We start from the raw sequence: 17,241 nt of genomic DNA on the forward strand, positions 1-17,241 counted from the left end.
GGATGCCCCGCACCCCGCGTGTGACAACGAGCGCCGGATCAACCCGCCTCACCGGGCCGGGCGAGGACCGCGTTATAGAGTTCACGGGCGGAATGACCGGATGCCGCGGCCACCTCGGCGCTGGCATCCTTGAGCCTCTTGCCCTGCGCAAGAAGATCCGCGACGTACGCCACAGCGTCCTCGAACGAGAGCCGCGGGCCGCTGGATCCCGAGACGACGACGACGATCTCGCCGCGCACGCCCTCCTCCGCCCAGGCCGCGAGCTCGGCGAGGGTGCCGCGTCGCACCTCTTCGTGGAGCTTCGTGAGCTCGCGGCATACGGCGGCTGCGCGGTCGGCCCCGAAGGCCCCGGCCATGTGCGCGAGGGTCGCTGCCAGGCGGCTCGGGGCTTCGAAAAAGACCATGGTGCGCGGCTCGGCCGCCAGCGCCGCGAGTGCCCGGCGCTGCTCGGCGCCCTTGCGTGGCAGAAAGCCCTCGAACGTGAAGCGATCCGTGGGAAGACCCGACACCGCCAGGGCCGACACAACGGCGCTCGGCCCCGGAAGCACGGTCACCCCGACTCCCGCCGCAGCCGCGGTGGCGACGACCCCGAATCCGGGATCACTGATGGTCGGCATCCCCGCATCCGAGAGGAGGAGCACATCGGTCTCGCGCGCCAGCTCGACAAGCTCGGCGGCGCGCGCCTTCTCGTTGTGGTCGTGGAGTGCGATCAGGCGGGGCCGGTTCTGGATGCCGAGCGCTACGAGCAACCGCTGGGTCGTGCGGGTGTCTTCTGAGGCGATCACCTGAGCGCTCTCCAGCGCCTCGACAAGACGCCGAGTTGCGTCGCCGAGGTTCCCGATCGGCGTGGCGGCAAGGATGATCACGGCCCCAGCCTAGGCCGGACGCCTGAGGCTGGGGCCGTGCCCATCCGAGGAACTCAGCTGTTGCCGGAGCGCCGCTTGTTGTAGACGTCGAAGGCGACGGCCAACAGCAGCACGAGACCCTTCACGGCCTGCTGCCACTCGATGCCGATACCCATGATCGACATACCGTTGTTAAGCACGCCGATGATGAGGCCACCGATGATGGCGCCGCCGATCGTGCCCACACCACCCTGGACTGCCGCGCCACCGATGAAGGCCGCGGAGATCGCTTCGAGTTCGAATCCGTCACCGGCCTTCGGGCCTGCGAGGTTCAGGCGCGCCGTGAAGATCAGTCCGGCAAGCGCTGCGAGGAAGCCCATGTTGACGAAGAGCAGGAAGTCCACGCGCCGCGTCTTGATGCCCGACAGCTCCGCGGCGTGACGATTGCCACCGATCGCGTAGACGTGGCGCCCGAAGACCGACCGGTTCATGATCGTGCCGTAGAAGAGGACGAGCACGGCCAGGATGATGAGGGTCACCGGGATGCCCTTGTAGGAGGCCAGCGAGAACATGAAGAAGACGATCGCGGCCGAGACCAGGAGGAGCTTGACGACGAACCAGACGATCGGATCGACCTCCTGGCCGTACTTGACGCGCGCGGTGCGCGACCGCACCTGATTGAGCACGAGCAGCACGATCGCGGCAGCACCGACCAGCAGCGTGAACAGATCGGGAGTGCCCTCCCCGAAGACGCCGGTGACAAAGCCGTTGCCGAGTGCGCGGTACTCCTCGGGGAACGATCCGATGTTCGCGTTTCCGAGGACCACGAGGGCGAGTCCGCGGAAGATGAGCATGCCGGCGAGCGTGACGATGAACGCGGGGATCCCGACGAACGCCACCCAGAACCCTTGCCACGCGCCGACGAGCGCGCCGATCAGCAGCGACAGCAGGATGGCAAGCCACCAGGGCAGGCCCCATTGGACCGCGAGGACGCCCGAGACGGCGCCGACGAAGGCGGCGACCGATCCGACCGAGAGGTCGATGTGGCCGGCGATGATGACCATCACCATGCCGATCGCGAGGACGAGGATGTAGCCGTTCTGAACGATCAGGTTCGAGATGTTCTGGGGCCGCAGCAGGATGCCGTCCGTCGTGATCGTGAAGAACACGACCACCGCGATGAGGGCGATGAAGATGCCGTTCTTACCGAGGTCGGCCAGGATGTTGCTGAACCAGCGGGTGAATCTGTTGTCGGGCGGGTTGACGAGCGCGCCCGCTGCCGTGGATTCCGTGGTCTGGGTGTCGTTGGACATGGTGTGTTCTCCTGCGCGGCCCGTCAGCGGGCCTTTTCCATGGTCATGAGCTTGAGGACCGACTCGGGCGTCGCGTCTTCGACGGGCAGCTCTCCGGTGATGCGTCCCTCCGAGATCGCGTACACGCGGTCGGAGATCCCCAACAGTTCGGGCAGCTCAGAAGAGATGACGATGATGCCCTTCCCCGCGGCGGCGAGCTTGTTGATGATCGTGTAGATCTCGTACTTGGCGCCGACGTCGATGCCGCGGGTGGGCTCATCGAGGATCAGCACGTCGGGATCGGAGTAGATCCACTTCGACAGCACGACCTTCTGCTGGTTGCCGCCCGAGAGCTTGCCCGTTTTGACGAGAACGTTCGGAGCCTTGATGTTGAGGTCTCGCCGGTACTCATTGGCGACCTGATACTCCTTGTTGTCGTTGACCAGGCCGAGACGTTCGAGCTTGGTCAACGACGCCATCGAGATGTTGCGCTTGATGTCCTCGATGAGGTTCAGGCCGTACGTCTTGCGGTCTTCGGTGGCGTAGGCCAGTCCGTTCTGGATGGCTTCGGCGACCGTGCGGGTCTTGATCTCGCGACCGCGCATGAAGACCTTGCCGGTGATTCTGCTGCCGTAGCTGTGGCCGAACAGGCTCATCGCGAACTCGGTGCGTCCCGCACCCATGAGCCCCGCGATCCCGACGATCTCGCCGGCACGCACCGTCAGCGACACATCGTCGACGACGACGCGCGACGGGTCCTGCGGGTGATGGGCGGTCCAGTGCTCGACGCGCAGCAGTTCCTCACCGATCTGTGGGTCGTGATCGGGGTACCGGTGCTCGAGGTCTCGGCCGACCATGTCTTTGATGATCCGGTCTTCGGTGACGTCGTCGCGCGAAATTGTCTCGATCGTCTTGCCGTCGCGGATGACGGTGACGGTGTCCGAGATCTTCTTGATCTCGTTGAGCTTGTGGCTGATGATGATCGACGTGATGCCCTGCTCTTTGAGCTGGAGAATCAGCTCGAGCAGATGATCGGAGTCCTCGTCGTTGAGGGCCGCCGTCGGCTCATCGAGGATCAGCAGCTTCACCTCTTTGGAGAGCGCCTTGGCGATCTCGACGAGTTGCTGCTTTCCCACGCCGATCCGCTTGATCGGCGTCATGGGGTTGTCTCGCAGCCCGACCCGTTCGAGCAGTTGCGCAGCCGCGTGATTCGTGCGGTTCCAGTCGATGAGGCCGAGCGTGCCGCGCTGTTCGTTGTTGAGGAAGATGTTCTCGGCGATAGAGAGGTGGGGGCTCAGCGCCAGTTCCTGGTGGATGATGACGATGCCCTTGGCCTCGCTGTCGCTGAGGCTGCGGAACGCGACCTCTTCGCCGTCGAAGACGATGGTGCCGTCATACGAGCCGTGCGGATAGACGCCCGACAGCACCTTCATGAGCGTCGACTTACCTGCACCGTTCTCACCGCAGATCGCGTGGATCTCCCCACGCTCGACCTCGAGCGTGACGCCCGACAGGGCCTTGACCCCGGGGAAGGTCTTGGTGATGTTGCGCATCTCGAGGATGTTGTCCGCCATCGTGACTCCTTGTCCGCATTCGGCCTCGTGTCGGGCGGCGCGAGGCGCCGCCCGACACGATCTTCGATCTTCTTAGCCGTTGATCTCGTCTTCGGTCCAGTACCCGCTGTCCACGAGGACCTCGGTGATGTTGTCCTTGACGACGATCGCCGACTCCAGCAGGTACGACGGGACGACCTTCACGCCGTTGTCGTAGTCCGTGGTGTTGTTGACCTCGGGGGTCTCACCGTTGAGCAGCGCGACCGCCATGTCGACGGCGACCTGCGCGAGCAGACGCGTGTCCTTGAAGATGGTCGAGTACTGCTCACCGCGGTTGATGGCCTTGACCGAGTCGAGCTCGGCATCCTGGCCCGAGATGATCGGCCACTCGGGACCGACCGAGTACCCGGCGTCCGTGAGCGCCGAGATGATGCCACGCGAGATCCCGTCGTAGGGCGAGAGCACGGCGTTGACCTGCGAGCCATCGGAGTAGTACGCCGTCAGGATGTCTTCCATGCGGCTCTGAGCGGTCTCGCCGTCCCACCGGAGGGTCGCTGCCTGCTCGAACTCGGTCTGGCCCGACTTCACGACCAGCGTGCCGTCGTCGAAGTAGTCCTGCAGGGTGTCGATCGCGCCGTTCCAGAAGAAGTACGCGTTGTTGTCATCCGGCGAACCCGCGAACAGCTCGATGTTGAACGGACCGGCGGGTGCGCCCTCGATCGGGGTGCCGTCCAGCTCGGTCAGACCCAGCCCGTTGAGGATCGAAGTGGCCTGCTGGACACCGACCTGGTAGTTGTCGAACGACGCGTAGTAGTCGACGTTCTCGGTGTCGCGGATGAGGCGGTCGTACGCGATGACCGGGATGCCGGCATCCGCGGCCTCCTGCAGCACGCTCGTGAGCGTCGTGCCATCGATCGAGGCGATGATCAGCGCCTCGGCGCCCTTGGTGATCATGTTCTCGATCTGCGAGACCTGAGTGGGGATGTCGTCCTCGGCGTACTGCAGGTCGACGGTGAATCCCTGCCCCTCGAGCTCGGACTTGACCGCGTCGCCGTCCTGGATCCAGCGCTCGGAGCTCTTGGTGGGCATCGCGACGCCGACAAGGCCGCCGTCTCCGCCGCCATCGGTTGAACCGCCGCCACCGGAGCCGGAGCATCCGGAAAGCAGCAGGGCGCCGGCGGCGAGGGTGGCCGCGCCAGCGAGCAGAATCTTCGTGCTCTTCACAGTGATTTCCTTTCTGAAGGACATCGTTGTCTTGGTGTGTGTTTTCAGTTGTGCGTGTTCAGTTGTGGGTGAGACCTGACCCGGGCGCTGTCGCGTCCGGGGTCGAGGTGGCATGACGGCGAGCGCGCTCGTGGAGCACCGCGGCGACGTTGTCGTCCAGCGCGAGGGCATCGAGCGGGCCCGACTGGGAGACGAGGAACGCGTGGCGCGCCGCGACTTCGAGGCAGGAGGCGATCCGGATCGCCTCGCGCAGGTCCGCGCCGACCGCGAAGACTCCCACGCCGCGGACGAGGGCAACGGACGGTGCGGACGCGAGGGCGCTGACAACGGCATCGGCAAGGGCCCGCGGCTCGGCCAGGTCCGTGACCGTCACCGCAACGGGGCCCCCGAACTCTTCGGCCGCAGCAACCGTGAGGCACGGCAGCGTCGCGGCGCGCGCCGCCCACGCCATCGCGTACGGCGAGTCGGTGTGGACGATCGCCTGCGCGGAGGGAACGTCGCGATAGATGCGTGAGTGGACGGCGGCATCCGCCGAGGGGAGCCGCTCGCTGCCGAGGACGTCGGGCAGGGCGATTCCCTCGAGATCGCACAGGACCATGCGCTCGGGCGAGATCTTCTCGAGGAAGACGCCGGCCGGTGCGATCACGAACAGGTCAGCCGCGACGATGCGTGCGGAGACATTGCCGCGCGGGCAGGCGACCAGCCCGTGCTGCTCGAGCTCAGCCTGCCGGTGGGCGACATCGGCACGGGTCCGTGCGATCGCCACTTCGGCTTTCACACCGGCGGCGTACCCCTCGGTCGTGCCCGCAACATCCTTGGGCGGCATGGCTGAACTCCTTCGTTCCGATCAATCTCGATCGGTGTGACAGTCCATGTGACCGGTCACATTGCGAAACTATAGACCGGTCGCTGTCCCGCGTGTCAAGCGGCGAAAAGTCTCGGATTGGTAACGGCACCCGGCGGGGCGATTCTGCGCGGGTTCGCGACAGTCAGACCCGCCCGAGAGCCCCCGAGGATGCGCGAGGAATGAACGTCGGCGCGATCGTGCCGATCGACTCACCCGCGGATTTCCCGCCCGCGTCATCCAGGAGCAGCGCTACGCATCGGCGTCCGAGCTCGGCGAAATCCTGCCTCACGGTGGTCAGCGGCGGCCAGAAGTGTGCGGCCTCGGGAATGTCGTCGAAGCCCACGATGCTGATATCGCGCGGCACCGAGAGCCCCTCGTCGCGGACCGCGTGGAGCAGCCCCAGGGCCATTTGGTCGTTCGAGGCGAAGACCGCCGTGAAGTCACGCACCCGCAGCAGCTCGCGTCCCGCGTGGTACCCGAATTCGGCCGTCCAGTCGCCCAGGATCGGTGCGGTCATCGGCAGGTCGTGAGCATCCATCTCGTCCAGGAAGCCGCGCATACGGGCCTCGGCTTCGATCCAGTCCTGCGGCCCGGCGATGTGATAGATCTGGCGGTGTCCGAGCTCGATGAGGTGGCGCGTCGCCATCCGCGCACCCGCGATCTGGTCGACCGAGAGCGTGTGCTCAGGACCGAGGACTGCCGACTGCAAGGTCACGTAGGGAACGTCGATCCGCTGCGAGGCGAGGGCCCGGAACACGCGCATCTGCGGGGCGATCACCACGAGCCCCTCGATCGACTGGGCACTCAGGTGCGCGATGCCGTCCGTGATGGAGTCGGGATCGGCGGCGTCGATGTTGGCGGTGGATACCCAGTATCCGCGCTCGCGTGCTGCGGCCTCGATCGCCGCGATACTCGAGGCCGGCCCGTACTGGGTGGATGAGGCTGCGAGGATGCCGATCGTCTGCGACCGGCTCGTGACCAGCATTCGTGCCGCGCGGTTCGGGGTGTACCGCAGGTCGCTCATGACCTGCAGCACACGGGCCCGCGTCTCGGGCCGGATGCTCGGATGATCGTTGAGGACGCGAGAGACCGTCTGGTGGGAGACACCAGCCAACCGGGCGACGTCTCGGATGCTCGGCGGACGTCCGCCGGTGCCCTCGCTCATCGAATGCCTCCCCGTGAGCACGGTCACATCAGTGTGTGCGGGTTTTCCGCGCCCGCTCGATCATGATAGCGGCATGCTGCATGTGACTGTCACATTGCATCGTGACCACGCTGCCTTCTCCTCGCGGTCTCTGTCACATTTGTCACATTGCCGCGGGTGCATGAAGGCGCTCCCGACGGCCGGCGAACGCGGCCGATACGCTGTCTCGGTGGCAGACTTCCTGCGATTTCTTCCGCTCAGTGGCCGGGCCCGCCAGGACGAGGGCGAGGTCTCGAGCGACCGGCGACGCGAACTCGACACCCTCGTCGGGAGCCTGGCGGCGCTCTCCCGGGCGGAGTCGGTGTGGGTCGCGTTCGCCACAGATGCCGGGCTCGCGGGGCTGTGGCGCCGATCCGGGGGAACCGTCGAGGGCTTCCGTGCAGCCCTGCTCGAACAGCGACGCAGCATCCGCGTTCTGTCACGAGCGCTCGCGGCAGCCCTGCAGACGGCGGACACGCTCGGCGCGGAACTGGATGTCGACCCGATGACCGCCGGCGCCGTCGCGCTGTATGCCCAAGGCGCCGGCCCCTTCGAGCGTCGAGCGGTGGTTGCCGGGCACACGATCCGAGCAACAGATGCCGACTGGGCGTTCGGCAACGGTCCGGTTCTCGAGGGCACGTCACTGCAGATCGTCGGGTTCCTGCTCGGTGTGACGGATGATCCCCCGCGGCCGCCGCATCAGCCCTCCAGCCCGGCCGAGCCCGCAGCCACGCCCGAATAGGCTGTGTCCGTGACCACCACCGTCGAGAGCCCCGGGCGTCCGACGGTCTATGACCGCATCAGCGCCCGGGTCGCCCTCTCGCCCCGACTGCAGGTGGCGGTGCCCGCGATCGTGACAGCCGGCGCCGGCATCCTGCGCTTGTGGAACCTCGGCCATCCGCACGAACTCGTCTTCGACGAGACCTACTACGTGAAGGATGCCTGGACGCAGTGGAACCTGGGTTTCGCGGCGAAGTGGCCCGACGAGGCCGACGCGCGCTTCGCCGCCGGTGAGACCGACATCTTCCTCGACCAGGGCAGCTACGTCGTGCATCCGCCGCTGGGGAAGTTCCTCATCGGCGTCGGGATGGCGCTGTTCGGCGCCGATTCTTCGGTCGGATGGCGCTTCGCCACCGCGCTGTTCGGCACCCTCGCCGTGCTGCTGCTCTATCTCGTCGCTCTCACGCTCACCCGCTCGATCGGTGTCGCGACGGCGGTATCGGGACTCATGGCGATCGACGGCCTCGCGATCGCCATGAGTCGTGTCGCACTGCTTGACACCTTCGTGATGTTCTTCACGCTCATGGCGTTCTGGTTCGTCCTGCTGGATCGGCGATGGCTTCGAGAACGGGAATGGCCACGTCGGTTGGCCGTTGGGCGCTGGGGGCCGGAATCCCACTGGGGGCCGGTCTTCTGGGCGCGACCGTGGGTCGTGGCGGCGGGCCTCGCGGCAGGCGCGGCAACCGCCGTGAAGTGGTCGGGCCTGTACGTGCTTGCCGGGATCGGGATCTATCTCGTCATCGTCGATGCGCTGGAGCGGCGACAGCGCGGTGTGGAGTATTGGCCCGCCGATGCCGCGGTGCGTCAGGGACCGGTGACGTTCCTGCTGCTCGTGCCGCCGGCACTGCTGGTGTATCTGGCGTCGTGGACGGGGTGGCTGGTCACCGACGGCGGCTACGACAGGCACACGGTCGACGGATCACCGGCGACCGGACTGTGGTCCTGGGTGCCGCTGTCGCTGCAGAATCTGTGGGCGTACCACCAGTCGATGTACAACTTCCACGTGGGCCTGTCAGCAAGCCACAGCTATGCCAGTCCCGCGTGGCAGTGGCCGCTGCTGGCGCGTCCGACCTCGATGTTCTACCACAGCGACGCGCTCGGGGAGGCTGGCTGCACCGCGGCCTCGGGCTGCGTCCAGAACATCTACTCCATGCCGAACCCGCTCGTCTGGTACGCGGCCGTGGCAGCGAGCGTCTACCTCGTCATCCGGTTCGTCCGACGCCGCGACCTCGCCTCGGGATTCGTGCTGACCGGGATCGCCGTCACGTGGGTGCCGTGGCTCCTCTACCCCGAGCGCACGGTGTTCCAGTTCTATACGGTCGTGATGCTGCCGTTCCTGCTGCTGGCACTGGGACTGGCGCTGCGAGATCTCGCGCATCCGGCCGGGGCCAGTCCCGCACGGCGGGTGACGGGCCAGCGAGTGGTCATCGTCTTCCTCGTCGTCGCGGTGCTGCTCGCGGCGTTCTGGTACCCGATCATCACGGCAACGAGCGTGCCCTACGAGTTCTGGCGACTGCACAACTGGTCGCCGACCTGGATCTGACGCGCCGAGCCTGCGGGTTCAGTTGACCTCGTCGGGGTGCGCCGAGACGCGGCCCGAACCATCGCCGGGGTCGAGGGCGTCGATCGCAGCGATCTCGGCATCCGTCAAGGCGAAGTCCACGACGTCGATGTTCTCAGCAAGCCGCTCTGCGCGCACCGACTTCGGGAACACGATGTTCCCCTTGTCGAGGTGCCAGCGCAACACGACCTGCGCGGGGGTCTTGCCGTGCGCTGCGGCAGCAGCGGTGACAGCGGGCGCCGCGAACAGGTCGTACTTGCCCTGTCCGAGGGGACCCCACGCCTCGATGCGGATGCCGCGGGCCTGTGCCCAGTCGACAACCTCGCGCTGCTGGTACGCGGGGTGAAGCTCGATCTGATCGACGACGGGGCTCACGCCGGTCTCGGCGATGATCCGCTCGAGGTGGGGCACCAGGAAGTTCGAGACCCCGATGCTGCGCGTCAGGCCCGCCTCGCGCAACTCGATCAGCCGCTCCCAGGCGTGCACATAGTTGTCGCGCGCGGGAGTCGGCCAGTGCACGAGGTACAGGTCAACGGCGTCGAGTCCCAGCTTGTCGAGGCTCTCGCCGAGCGCGGCACGCGGCTGGTCACCGTCGTGGCGGTCGTTCCAGAGTTTGGTCGTGATGAACAGGTCATCGCGAGCAATGCCGCTCTCGGCGATCGCGGCGCCGACGCCTTCTTCGTTTCCGTAGATGGCGGCGGTGTCGATGTGTCGATAGCCGAGCTCGAGAGCTTCGAGCACGGCGCGTCGCGTGTCGTCGGCAGGCACCTTGAACACGCCGTAACCCAGTTGAGGAATGCGGTTGTCATCAAGCAGTGCTACCGAAGGAATCGTCATGATCCCAGCCTAGGTGGATGCCTACAGCACCGGCTCAGGGGCTCGAATTAGGCTTATCGCATGAATCGGGGGCGCGTCGCGTGGATCGATCGGCTCCTCGCGCCCGCGAGGGGCACAGGGGTGTGCGGGGGCTCGGTGCCTAGCCGGCTTCCCGCGGCTGCGCCCACGCTGGCCGGTTTCAGTTACGTGCGGCCGCTGGGGGCCGGAGGCTTCGCCGACGTCTTCCTCTATGAACAGGACATGCCGCGTCGCGCCGTGGCCGTCAAGGTCCTGCTGGAAGACATCGTGGACGAGGCGCTGCTGCGGATGTTCGCCGCAGAGGCCGACGCGATGGCGCATCTGTCGGCGCATCCGTCGATCCTCACGATCTACCAGGCCAGCGTCTCGCCGGACGGGCGTCCCTATATCGTCATGGAGTACTGTCCCGCCTCCTTCGCCTCGCGCTACCGGCGCGAGACGATTCCCGTGGACGAGGTGCTTCGCACGGGGGTGAAAGTCGCGTCGGCTCTCGAGTCCGCCCACCGGGCGGGGCTGCTTCACCGCGACATCAAGCCGTCCAACATCCTGCTGACGGCATACGGCATGCCCGTGCTGTCGGACTTCGGGATCGCGGCATCCGTGTCAGCGCGGGAAGGCGTCGAGGTCTTCGCAATGAGCGTCCCCTGGAGCGCCCCGGAAATCATCGACGAGCGCACGAGTGGTTCGGTCCCGGCCGAGGTCTGGAGCCTGGGTGCGACGGTCTATTCGCTCCTGGCCGGGCGAAGCCCCTTCGAGCGCCCGTCGCACAGCGATAACACCCGGGATCACCTGAAGTCCCGCATCCGTCGCGCCGCCTACACCCCGATCGAGCGCTCCGACCTGCCGCCGGGCCTGGAGGACGTGCTGCGTCGCGCGCTCGCGAAGAACCCCGTCGACCGCTTCTCGTCCGCCGCGGAGTTCGCCCACGCCCTGCAGCTCGTGCAGTACGACGGCGGTATGCCCGTCACCCCGCTCGAGCTCGCCGATGCGGTGCCGCTGCCCGACCGCGAGCCCGATGCGGTTCCCGCGTTCGTGCGCCCGCGGGTGCCTCACGAATCTCCCCGCCGCAAGCGCACCCGCGACCGGGAGGCAACCGGCCGGGCGCCGAGCGACGATCTCCCCGAGACCATGACCCGTCGCCGGCCCGCATTGCTGTGGTCAGCGATCATCGGCGGCGCGATCGTCGTCACGGGCGTTGCCGCAGCCGTGATCGTGAGCGTGATCTGACATGGCCCGCTCGAGAGGCACACGACGCAGGGCGACGCCGCGCTGGGTCCTCGGCGGTGCGGCGGGCCTCGCGGCTGCCCTGGTGGTGGGTCTTGCCGCCGTCTGGCCCGGATACGACGCGCAGCAGACCCCCCTCGACGACGGCACGATCTGGGCCCTGCAGCGCGCGGGCGGCGGGCACTATGCGCGGGTGAACGCCGAACTCCTCGAGCTCGACACGGTCAAACAGATCGCCCAGCCGACCACGCTCGCGCAGACGCCGGATGCGGTGTGGGCGTTCGCCGCCTCGGCCACCAGAGTCGCCGGCATCGACCCCGCCACTCCCCCGACCTGGACGCTGGTGGTGTCGAGGCCTTCGCCACGACTCCCCGGGAACCCGCTCGGTCGTCACCAGCGGCGCGTCGGTTGCCTACCTCACCGAGGCCGGCGAGATCTTCGTCGGTCAGCTGTCGCGCCCGGGCGCCGCGCGCCTGGACACCGGTGATGACGATGAGCAGTTCGCCGCGGACACGATCACCCTCGGTCCCGCCGGCATCCTCGCCGCGTTCTCAGCAGACACCGGGCAGATCTTGCGCGCGGAGCTGGCCACGGGGCGGGTCCTCGGCGTCGACGAGGTTCCCGATCCCCCGGGCGATGGGGCTTCGCTGACGCTGGTGGGGCAGACCTGGGTGATGCTGGATGCCGATAGCGGGCGACTGTGGATTCAGGGCCGTGCCGCGCCGCTCGAGACATCGCTGCTCCCCGATGCGCGACTGGCAGCATCCGGCGACGACGACGACGAGGTCTTCATCGCCGACTCGCAGGGGCTCGTGGCCGTCGCACTCTCCGACGGCGCCCAGCGCCAGGTGACGGGCGGCTTCGAGGTGCGCGGGGTACCCGCTGCACCGCACACGCTCGGCGACGAGGTTTTCGCGGCGTGGCTCGCTCCCACCGGCGGCACACTGTGGTCGGAAGCGTCGGGCGACACCCCGCTGGACTACGCCGGCACGGATCTGGGATCGGATCCTCTCCCCGAATTCTTCGGCAACGGCCGCCGACTCATTCTGAATGAGACCCAGTCCGGATGGGTCTGGACCGTGCCCGCAGGCGACCTCGTCCCGTCGTCGCAGTCGTGGCAGATCGACGACCAGGTTGCCGCCGCCGAGTCCGATGACGCCGTTGCGCCCGAGGTTCTTGAGCCGAAGCCACCGGTCGCCGAGAATGACGCGTTCGGCGTCCGAGCAGGGCGAGCCATCACCCTCCCGGTGCTTCTGAACGACCACGATCCGAACGATGACGTGCTGAGCGTGGTCCCGGCATCCGTGTCGGCGTCAGCCTTCGGAGCGCCGGTGACCACGGATGCCGACCAGGTGCTGACCGTGGATGTTCCCGAGGACGCGTCGGGAAGCACAAGCTTCCAGTACCGCGTGACCGACGGCACCGCCGTGGACGGCCTGACCTCCGAACCCGCGACAGTGACCCTGACGGTCGTTCCCGAGACCGAGAACTCCGCTCCGCAGTGGTGCGGTACCGAGCGGTGCCTGGCGGGCTGGCCCGAGCCGATGACGGCGCCCGGCGGCACGGTCCGGTTCCCGATCCTCGATGCGTTCGTCGACCCGGACGGGGACGCGCTGTACGTGGCGGACGCGACTGTCGATGCCGGGCCCGGCACGGTCACGGTCGATCCCGCGGGAGTCCTGACGTACCAGCATCCGGACGCGAACGCCGAGGTCGCGGTGACGGCATCCCTGACCGTCACGGTCTCCGACAGTAAGGGCGCCCAGACCAGCCGAGCTCTCACCGTCAGTGTCGCGCCGGCCCCGAGGCTGGAGGCTGATTCGTTCGCCGTGACAGCGATCGTCGGTCGGGCAGTCACGGTCGACCTCCACGACCGCGTGCGCGGCGGATCCGGGTCGCCGACGCTGTCGGCCGTCACCGCCGGCGACGACGATTCCGGCATCGCCGTCAACGCCAGCGCCCTCTCGTTCGCCTACACGGCGCAGGCACCGGGTTCGACGGTGCTGCAATACACGGTTCGTGACGGTGACACCGAGCAGACCGCGACCGTGCGGGTGACGGCCCTCGCGCGGGAGGACGCCGAGTTGTCGGCGCCTCCCCTGGTCGCGTTCGTGAGACCGAACGAGGACACCACGGTCGATGTCCTGAGTGCTGTTTCCAACCCCGCGAACCTCGTCCTGCTGCTCAGCGATGTGCGCCCGCAGGCTGCCGAGGGCGCTTCGCTCAGTGTCGACCCGGTCGCCCAGTCCACGATCCGGGCCAGCGGGACGACAGCTGATGGCGTACCCGGCGAGATCGGCGTCGTCCGCTACACGATCTCCGATGGCACCGACGACCCGTCAGCGGCGATCACCGGCCAGCTCACGGTGATCCTGCTGCCCGCAGCGGCTGCCGACCCGCCGATCGCGGTTGCCGACACCGCAACGGTGCGGGTGGGGGGACAGGTCGACATCCCGGTGCTGGCGAATGACTCAGCTCCGACCGGGGGCTGCTGGCGATCGATCCGTCGCGGGTGGTCAACGAGACTGACGCGGGGCTCGCGTTCGCGACCAGCCGCACCCTGCGCTACCTCGCGCCCGACAGCCCGGGTACCTACAGCGTCGCGTACACCGCGTATCGGGTGGGCTACCCGGAACTCACCGACAGCGCGCGGGTCACCATCACGGTCCTCGGCGATGACACCAACACCGCCCCGTCGCCGGTCACCCTCGAGGGGCGCGCGCTCAGCGGCCGGTCGACCACCATCGGTTTCGACCCGTTCGGAATCGATCCCGATGGTGACAGCGTCTCGCTCGATGCGGTCATCGACCAACCCGTGGGAAGCGACGGCGCCCCGGCCGGCACCGCGAGTGTCTCGGCCGACGGCACGAACCTCATCTATACCGCCCCACCGGCCTGGAGCGGGCAGGCCTCGTTCACCTACCGGGTCCGCGACGGCCGTGGGGCAACGGCCACCGCACTCGCTCTCGTCGGGGTGCGCGATGCCCAGTCCGACCCGCGACCGGTGACCTTCTCGGACTACGTCCAGCTCGAGGGCGCGCAGTCCCCGGGCCGCGAAACCACGATCACCCCCTGGACAATGACGTGGACCCGTCGGGGGCTGAGCTGAGTCTCGTGGAGGTTCGACCGAACGCGCAGCCGGGAACAACCGAGTACGACGATCTGGATGCCCTGTTGGCGGACGTCGACCTCGAGGCGGGGACCGTCACGGTGCGCGCGGGTGATGTGCTCGGCACGTTCTCGTTCGTCTATACGGTCAGCAACCCCGCCGGCGACACCGCGATGGGTCTCATCGTTCTCAAGATCGTCCGCAATCCGGTCCCCGACTATCCGGAGGTGCGCGACACGGTGTTGACCGCCGAGACCATCGACGGTTTCGATGAGGGCATCGACGTGCTCACCGGCAAGGTCACGTGGGCAGGCGGAGACCCCGATTCGCTGGAGCTCGCGCTGTGGCGCGACACTCCGAACGCGACGGTCTCGGGCCGCCGCATCGCTGGAACTGCGCAGGCCGACGCGATGGTGATCCCCTTCAGTGTCACCGGCACGGCAACGGACGGCTCCCCCGTCACCTCCTACGGATTCCTCCGGGTGCCCGGAGAGTCGGATCTGCGCCCGACCCTTCGCACCGGCACCGGCGCCGTCACCGTGGGAGAGAACGACGCCGTCGACGTCGACCTCGCCGAGATCATCGCGATTCCCCGGGGCACGGACCTCGAGATCTCTCCGCTCGCCTCGGCCGGCGGCGCTCGGGCGGGCGCGACGTGCGAGCTGACGGCGGCAACGACCCTGCGCTACACAGCGGGCGCCGGAGCACCGTGGTCCGACACCTGTTCAATCCAGGCCCGCCTGGTGGGCGGTGAGGACTGGACAGTTCTGACGATCCGGTTCCTGATCGAGGCAGAGGCACCGCAGCCCATCCTCTCGGCCGCATCGCGCACGCTCAGTCCCGGGCAGACGGAGAGCTACGACCTGCGGCAACTGACGACGTGGACGGGAGCTCCCGACTGGGGGTCCCTCGAGTACGCCGTCGAGGCCGCGGGCGACCAGTTCCAGGTCTCACTCACCGGCTCGCGCCTGGAGGTCACGGGGGCCGACAACGCGAATCCTGGCCGTACCGAGGCCGTGCTCGTGCGCCTGGTGAGCCATCCGGATGCCGAAGCGGCGACGCTGACGCTCGTCGTCGGACCGGCACCGTCGACGCTGCCCAAGGCCGGTACCGTGACACAGCAATGCTCCCAGGCCGGAGGCAGCACCTCGTGCGAGATCCCGGTGATCGGTATCGCCGGCGAAGTGAACCCGCTGCCGGGCACACCGCTGCGACTGGCTGCGGTCACGAGCCCCGCGAACTGCTCGGACGTCACGTTCGCGGTGGCAACCGCGTCGACGGTCAGAGCGACGTGGGCGGCGGATGCACCGGGTGCGTCGGATTGCACGGGCACGTTCGAGGTCGCCGACGCGCAGGGGCGGCTCTCGAGCGGCGAGCGCACGGGAACCGTGGTGTTGGATCTCAGGGGTCTTCCTGCTGATCCCCCGACGATCGAATGGACCGCATTCGACGCGACGACCGTGACCCTCCGTGTCACCGGAGCCGGCGGGTCCTACCCCGCCGTCGAATCCTTCCGCGTCAGCGGCGGCGGGCAGGACATCACCTGCGGGGCCGACGGACTGTGCCCGCCGATCACGGCGGAGGCGGGGACGAAGATCCGCTACCAAGCCTGGGCTGTCAACAGCGTCGGAGAGTCCCGAACATCGACCAGTGCTGTCACCGCCTGGCCGTATCTGGCGCCCACCGCGCCGACGGCGGTCTCGGCGCAGCCCGTTCCGACCTCCGACGGCAGCGGCAACGTCGCCGCGGTCACGGTGGGTGGTTTCGATGCGACGACCGGCTCGGTTCGCGTGAGCAGTCCTGTCACGGGGGCCTCGGAGACGCTCTCCGTCCCGTCGGGAGGGGGCGAGGTGGTCTTCCCGGAGTTCGCGGTGGGAGCCAACCGGCAAACGACGCTGACGGTGACACCGCTCTCCCGTTTTGACTATCCGCCCATCGCGTCAGGCACGACCGAGGGGACATCGGCATCCGTCGTCGCGTACGGGGTCGGCGCGCCCCTCGTGCAACTTCGCTTGGAACCGAGCGATGACGGCAGCGGCGAGGTCCGCGCGGTGGCGACCGTTGCCGCAAACGGGGTCGGGACGCAGCTGTGGGTGGGGATCGCCACGGGCACCACCTGCACCGTCGAGTTCGTCGGGAACGTCACCAGCGGCGAGGTCGACGAGGTCATCGCGGGCACCGTCTGGGAAGACACCTCGGCCCGGGCGTGTGCGGAGTACCGGATCGGATCCACCTCATTCGGGGTTGCCGCTGCCGGCCCCGTGACGGCTCAGCCGACCGAACCCATCCCGGCGCCGTCGGGCACGACCACCTACACGATCGCCCCCGCGCCGACGGTGTCGGGACAGACCGCGACGTGGTCGCAGGTGAGCGGACCGGTGCTGGATCACCCTCGCTACCAGGCGCGCTACGGTCCGTCGCGCACCACCGACTTCGCCAGCCTCTTCCGCATCGGCGATGATCCCGGACCGATCGAGGCCTGGTGGTGCGTCGGGGACGTGTGTTCTGACGATGCGACGACGATCACCCCCTCGGGCGCCGCATACACGACACAGGTCGTCTTTCCCACCACCTGCGACGCCGACGGCGAACCATCCGCGACGATGGTGGATGCCGCACCGGGTGACTACAGCGTGACAACAACTGCCTCACCGACGGCGGGCGGGACCGAGACGGCGTGGGAGATCACGGTGTCGTTCTCGGGTCGCCTGAGCGGTCTGGACGCGTATACCCATACGGGCCTGGTGTGCCCCGCCCCGACACCGTGA

General features: G+C 67.9%; 12 protein-coding genes and 1 pseudogene. 6 read left to right on the forward strand and 7 right to left on the reverse strand.

The features are described from left to right. Positions 1-38: 38 nt before the first annotated feature. The 6 genes from rsmI to IT882_RS11165 all read right to left on the reverse strand — a co-directional run bounded on the left by rsmI (position 39) and on the right by IT882_RS11165 (position 6,926). Complete coding sequence (gene rsmI, locus IT882_RS11140) at positions 39-866, reverse strand: 16S rRNA (cytidine(1402)-2'-O)-methyltransferase (protein WP_195691913.1); 828 nt, start codon at positions 864-866, stop codon at positions 39-41. Positions 867-919: 53 nt separating this feature from the next. Then, the gene (gene mmsB / locus IT882_RS11145; RefSeq protein ID WP_195691914.1) at positions 920-2,158 is read right to left on the reverse strand and encodes a multiple monosaccharide ABC transporter permease; all 1,239 of its coding nucleotides are present in this window, start codon (positions 2,156-2,158) and stop codon (positions 920-922) included. 23 nt (positions 2,159-2,181) lie between these two features. Beyond that, on the reverse strand, positions 2,182-3,711 hold the full coding sequence (gene mmsA / locus IT882_RS11150) for a multiple monosaccharide ABC transporter ATP-binding protein (RefSeq protein WP_195691915.1): 1,530 nt from the start codon (positions 3,709-3,711) through the stop codon (positions 2,182-2,184). A 72-nt stretch (positions 3,712-3,783) separates the two neighbouring features. After that, a complete protein-coding gene (chvE, locus tag IT882_RS11155) occupies positions 3,784-4,914 on the reverse strand; it encodes a multiple monosaccharide ABC transporter substrate-binding protein (RefSeq protein WP_418887751.1) in 1,131 nt (376 codons plus the stop codon). A 58-nt stretch (positions 4,915-4,972) separates the two neighbouring features. Continuing rightward, positions 4,973-5,740, reverse strand: coding sequence for a class II aldolase/adducin family protein (locus tag IT882_RS11160; protein ID WP_195691917.1), 768 nt, complete (start codon positions 5,738-5,740; stop codon positions 4,973-4,975). A 163-nt stretch (positions 5,741-5,903) separates the two neighbouring features. After that, positions 5,904-6,926, reverse strand: a complete 1,023-nt coding sequence (locus IT882_RS11165; RefSeq protein WP_195691918.1) for a LacI family DNA-binding transcriptional regulator — start codon at positions 6,924-6,926, stop codon at positions 5,904-5,906. Positions 6,927-7,134: 208 nt separating this feature from the next. Here IT882_RS11165 and IT882_RS11170 point away from each other — a divergent pair, with 208 nt between their 5' ends. Both IT882_RS11170 and IT882_RS11175 read left to right on the forward strand, forming a co-directional pair. Then, positions 7,135-7,686, forward strand: coding sequence for a hypothetical protein (locus IT882_RS11170; protein ID WP_195691919.1), 552 nt, complete (start codon positions 7,135-7,137; stop codon positions 7,684-7,686). A 9-nt stretch (positions 7,687-7,695) separates the two neighbouring features. Then, on the forward strand, positions 7,696-9,267 hold the full coding sequence (locus IT882_RS11175; RefSeq protein ID WP_229382076.1) for a dolichyl-phosphate-mannose--protein mannosyltransferase: 1,572 nt from the start codon (positions 7,696-7,698) through the stop codon (positions 9,265-9,267). 18 nt (positions 9,268-9,285) lie between these two features. Here the strand turns inward: IT882_RS11175 and IT882_RS11180 are convergent, their stop codons facing one another. After that, entirely contained in the window at positions 9,286-10,122 is an 837-nt protein-coding gene (locus tag IT882_RS11180; RefSeq protein ID WP_195691921.1) for an aldo/keto reductase, read from the reverse strand. A 60-nt stretch (positions 10,123-10,182) separates the two neighbouring features. Here IT882_RS11180 and IT882_RS11185 point away from each other — a divergent pair, with 60 nt between their 5' ends. The 4 genes and pseudogenes from IT882_RS11185 to IT882_RS11195 all read left to right on the forward strand — a co-directional run bounded on the left by IT882_RS11185 (position 10,183) and on the right by IT882_RS11195 (position 17,241). Beyond that, positions 10,183-11,367 carry a serine/threonine-protein kinase gene (locus tag IT882_RS11185; protein ID WP_195691922.1) on the forward strand — a complete coding sequence of 395 codons (1,185 nt, stop codon included), beginning with the start codon at positions 10,183-10,185 and terminating at the stop codon, positions 11,365-11,367. Positions 11,368-12,038: 671 nt separating this feature from the next. Then, a pseudogene (locus IT882_RS17390) lies at positions 12,039-13,145 on the forward strand (Ig-like domain-containing protein); the annotation flags it as partial. A gap of 839 nt (positions 13,146-13,984) precedes the next feature. Beyond that, positions 13,985-14,473 (forward strand): Ig-like domain-containing protein, encoded by a 489-nt coding sequence (locus IT882_RS17395; RefSeq protein ID WP_418887795.1) that lies wholly within the window; start codon positions 13,985-13,987, stop codon positions 14,471-14,473. A gap of 5 nt (positions 14,474-14,478) precedes the next feature. Further along, entirely contained in the window at positions 14,479-17,241 is a 2,763-nt protein-coding gene (locus IT882_RS11195) for a hypothetical protein (RefSeq protein ID WP_195691924.1), read from the forward strand.

This window comes from Microbacterium schleiferi, assembly GCF_015565955.1.
Lineage (GTDB): Bacteria > Actinomycetota > Actinomycetes > Actinomycetales > Microbacteriaceae > Microbacterium > Microbacterium schleiferi_A.

Bases quoted from the DNA above. Each gene is read 5' to 3' on its own strand.
- mmsB (WP_195691914.1), bottom strand. From the start codon at position 2,158: ATGTCCAACGACACCCAGACCACGGAATCCACGGCAGCGGGCGCGCTC.
- mmsA (WP_195691915.1), bottom strand. From the start codon at position 3,711: ATGGCGGACAACATCCTCGAGATGCGCAACATCACCAAGACCTTCCCC.
- IT882_RS11160 (WP_195691917.1), bottom strand. From the start codon at position 5,740: ATGCCGCCCAAGGATGTTGCGGGCACGACCGAGGGGTACGCCGCCGGT.
- IT882_RS11165 (WP_195691918.1), bottom strand. From the start codon at position 6,926: ATGAGCGAGGGCACCGGCGGACGTCCGCCGAGCATCCGAGACGTCGCC.
- IT882_RS11180 (WP_195691921.1), bottom strand. From the start codon at position 10,122: ATGACGATTCCTTCGGTAGCACTGCTTGATGACAACCGCATTCCTCAA.
- IT882_RS11185 (WP_195691922.1), top strand. From the start codon at position 10,183: ATGAATCGGGGGCGCGTCGCGTGGATCGATCGGCTCCTCGCGCCCGCG.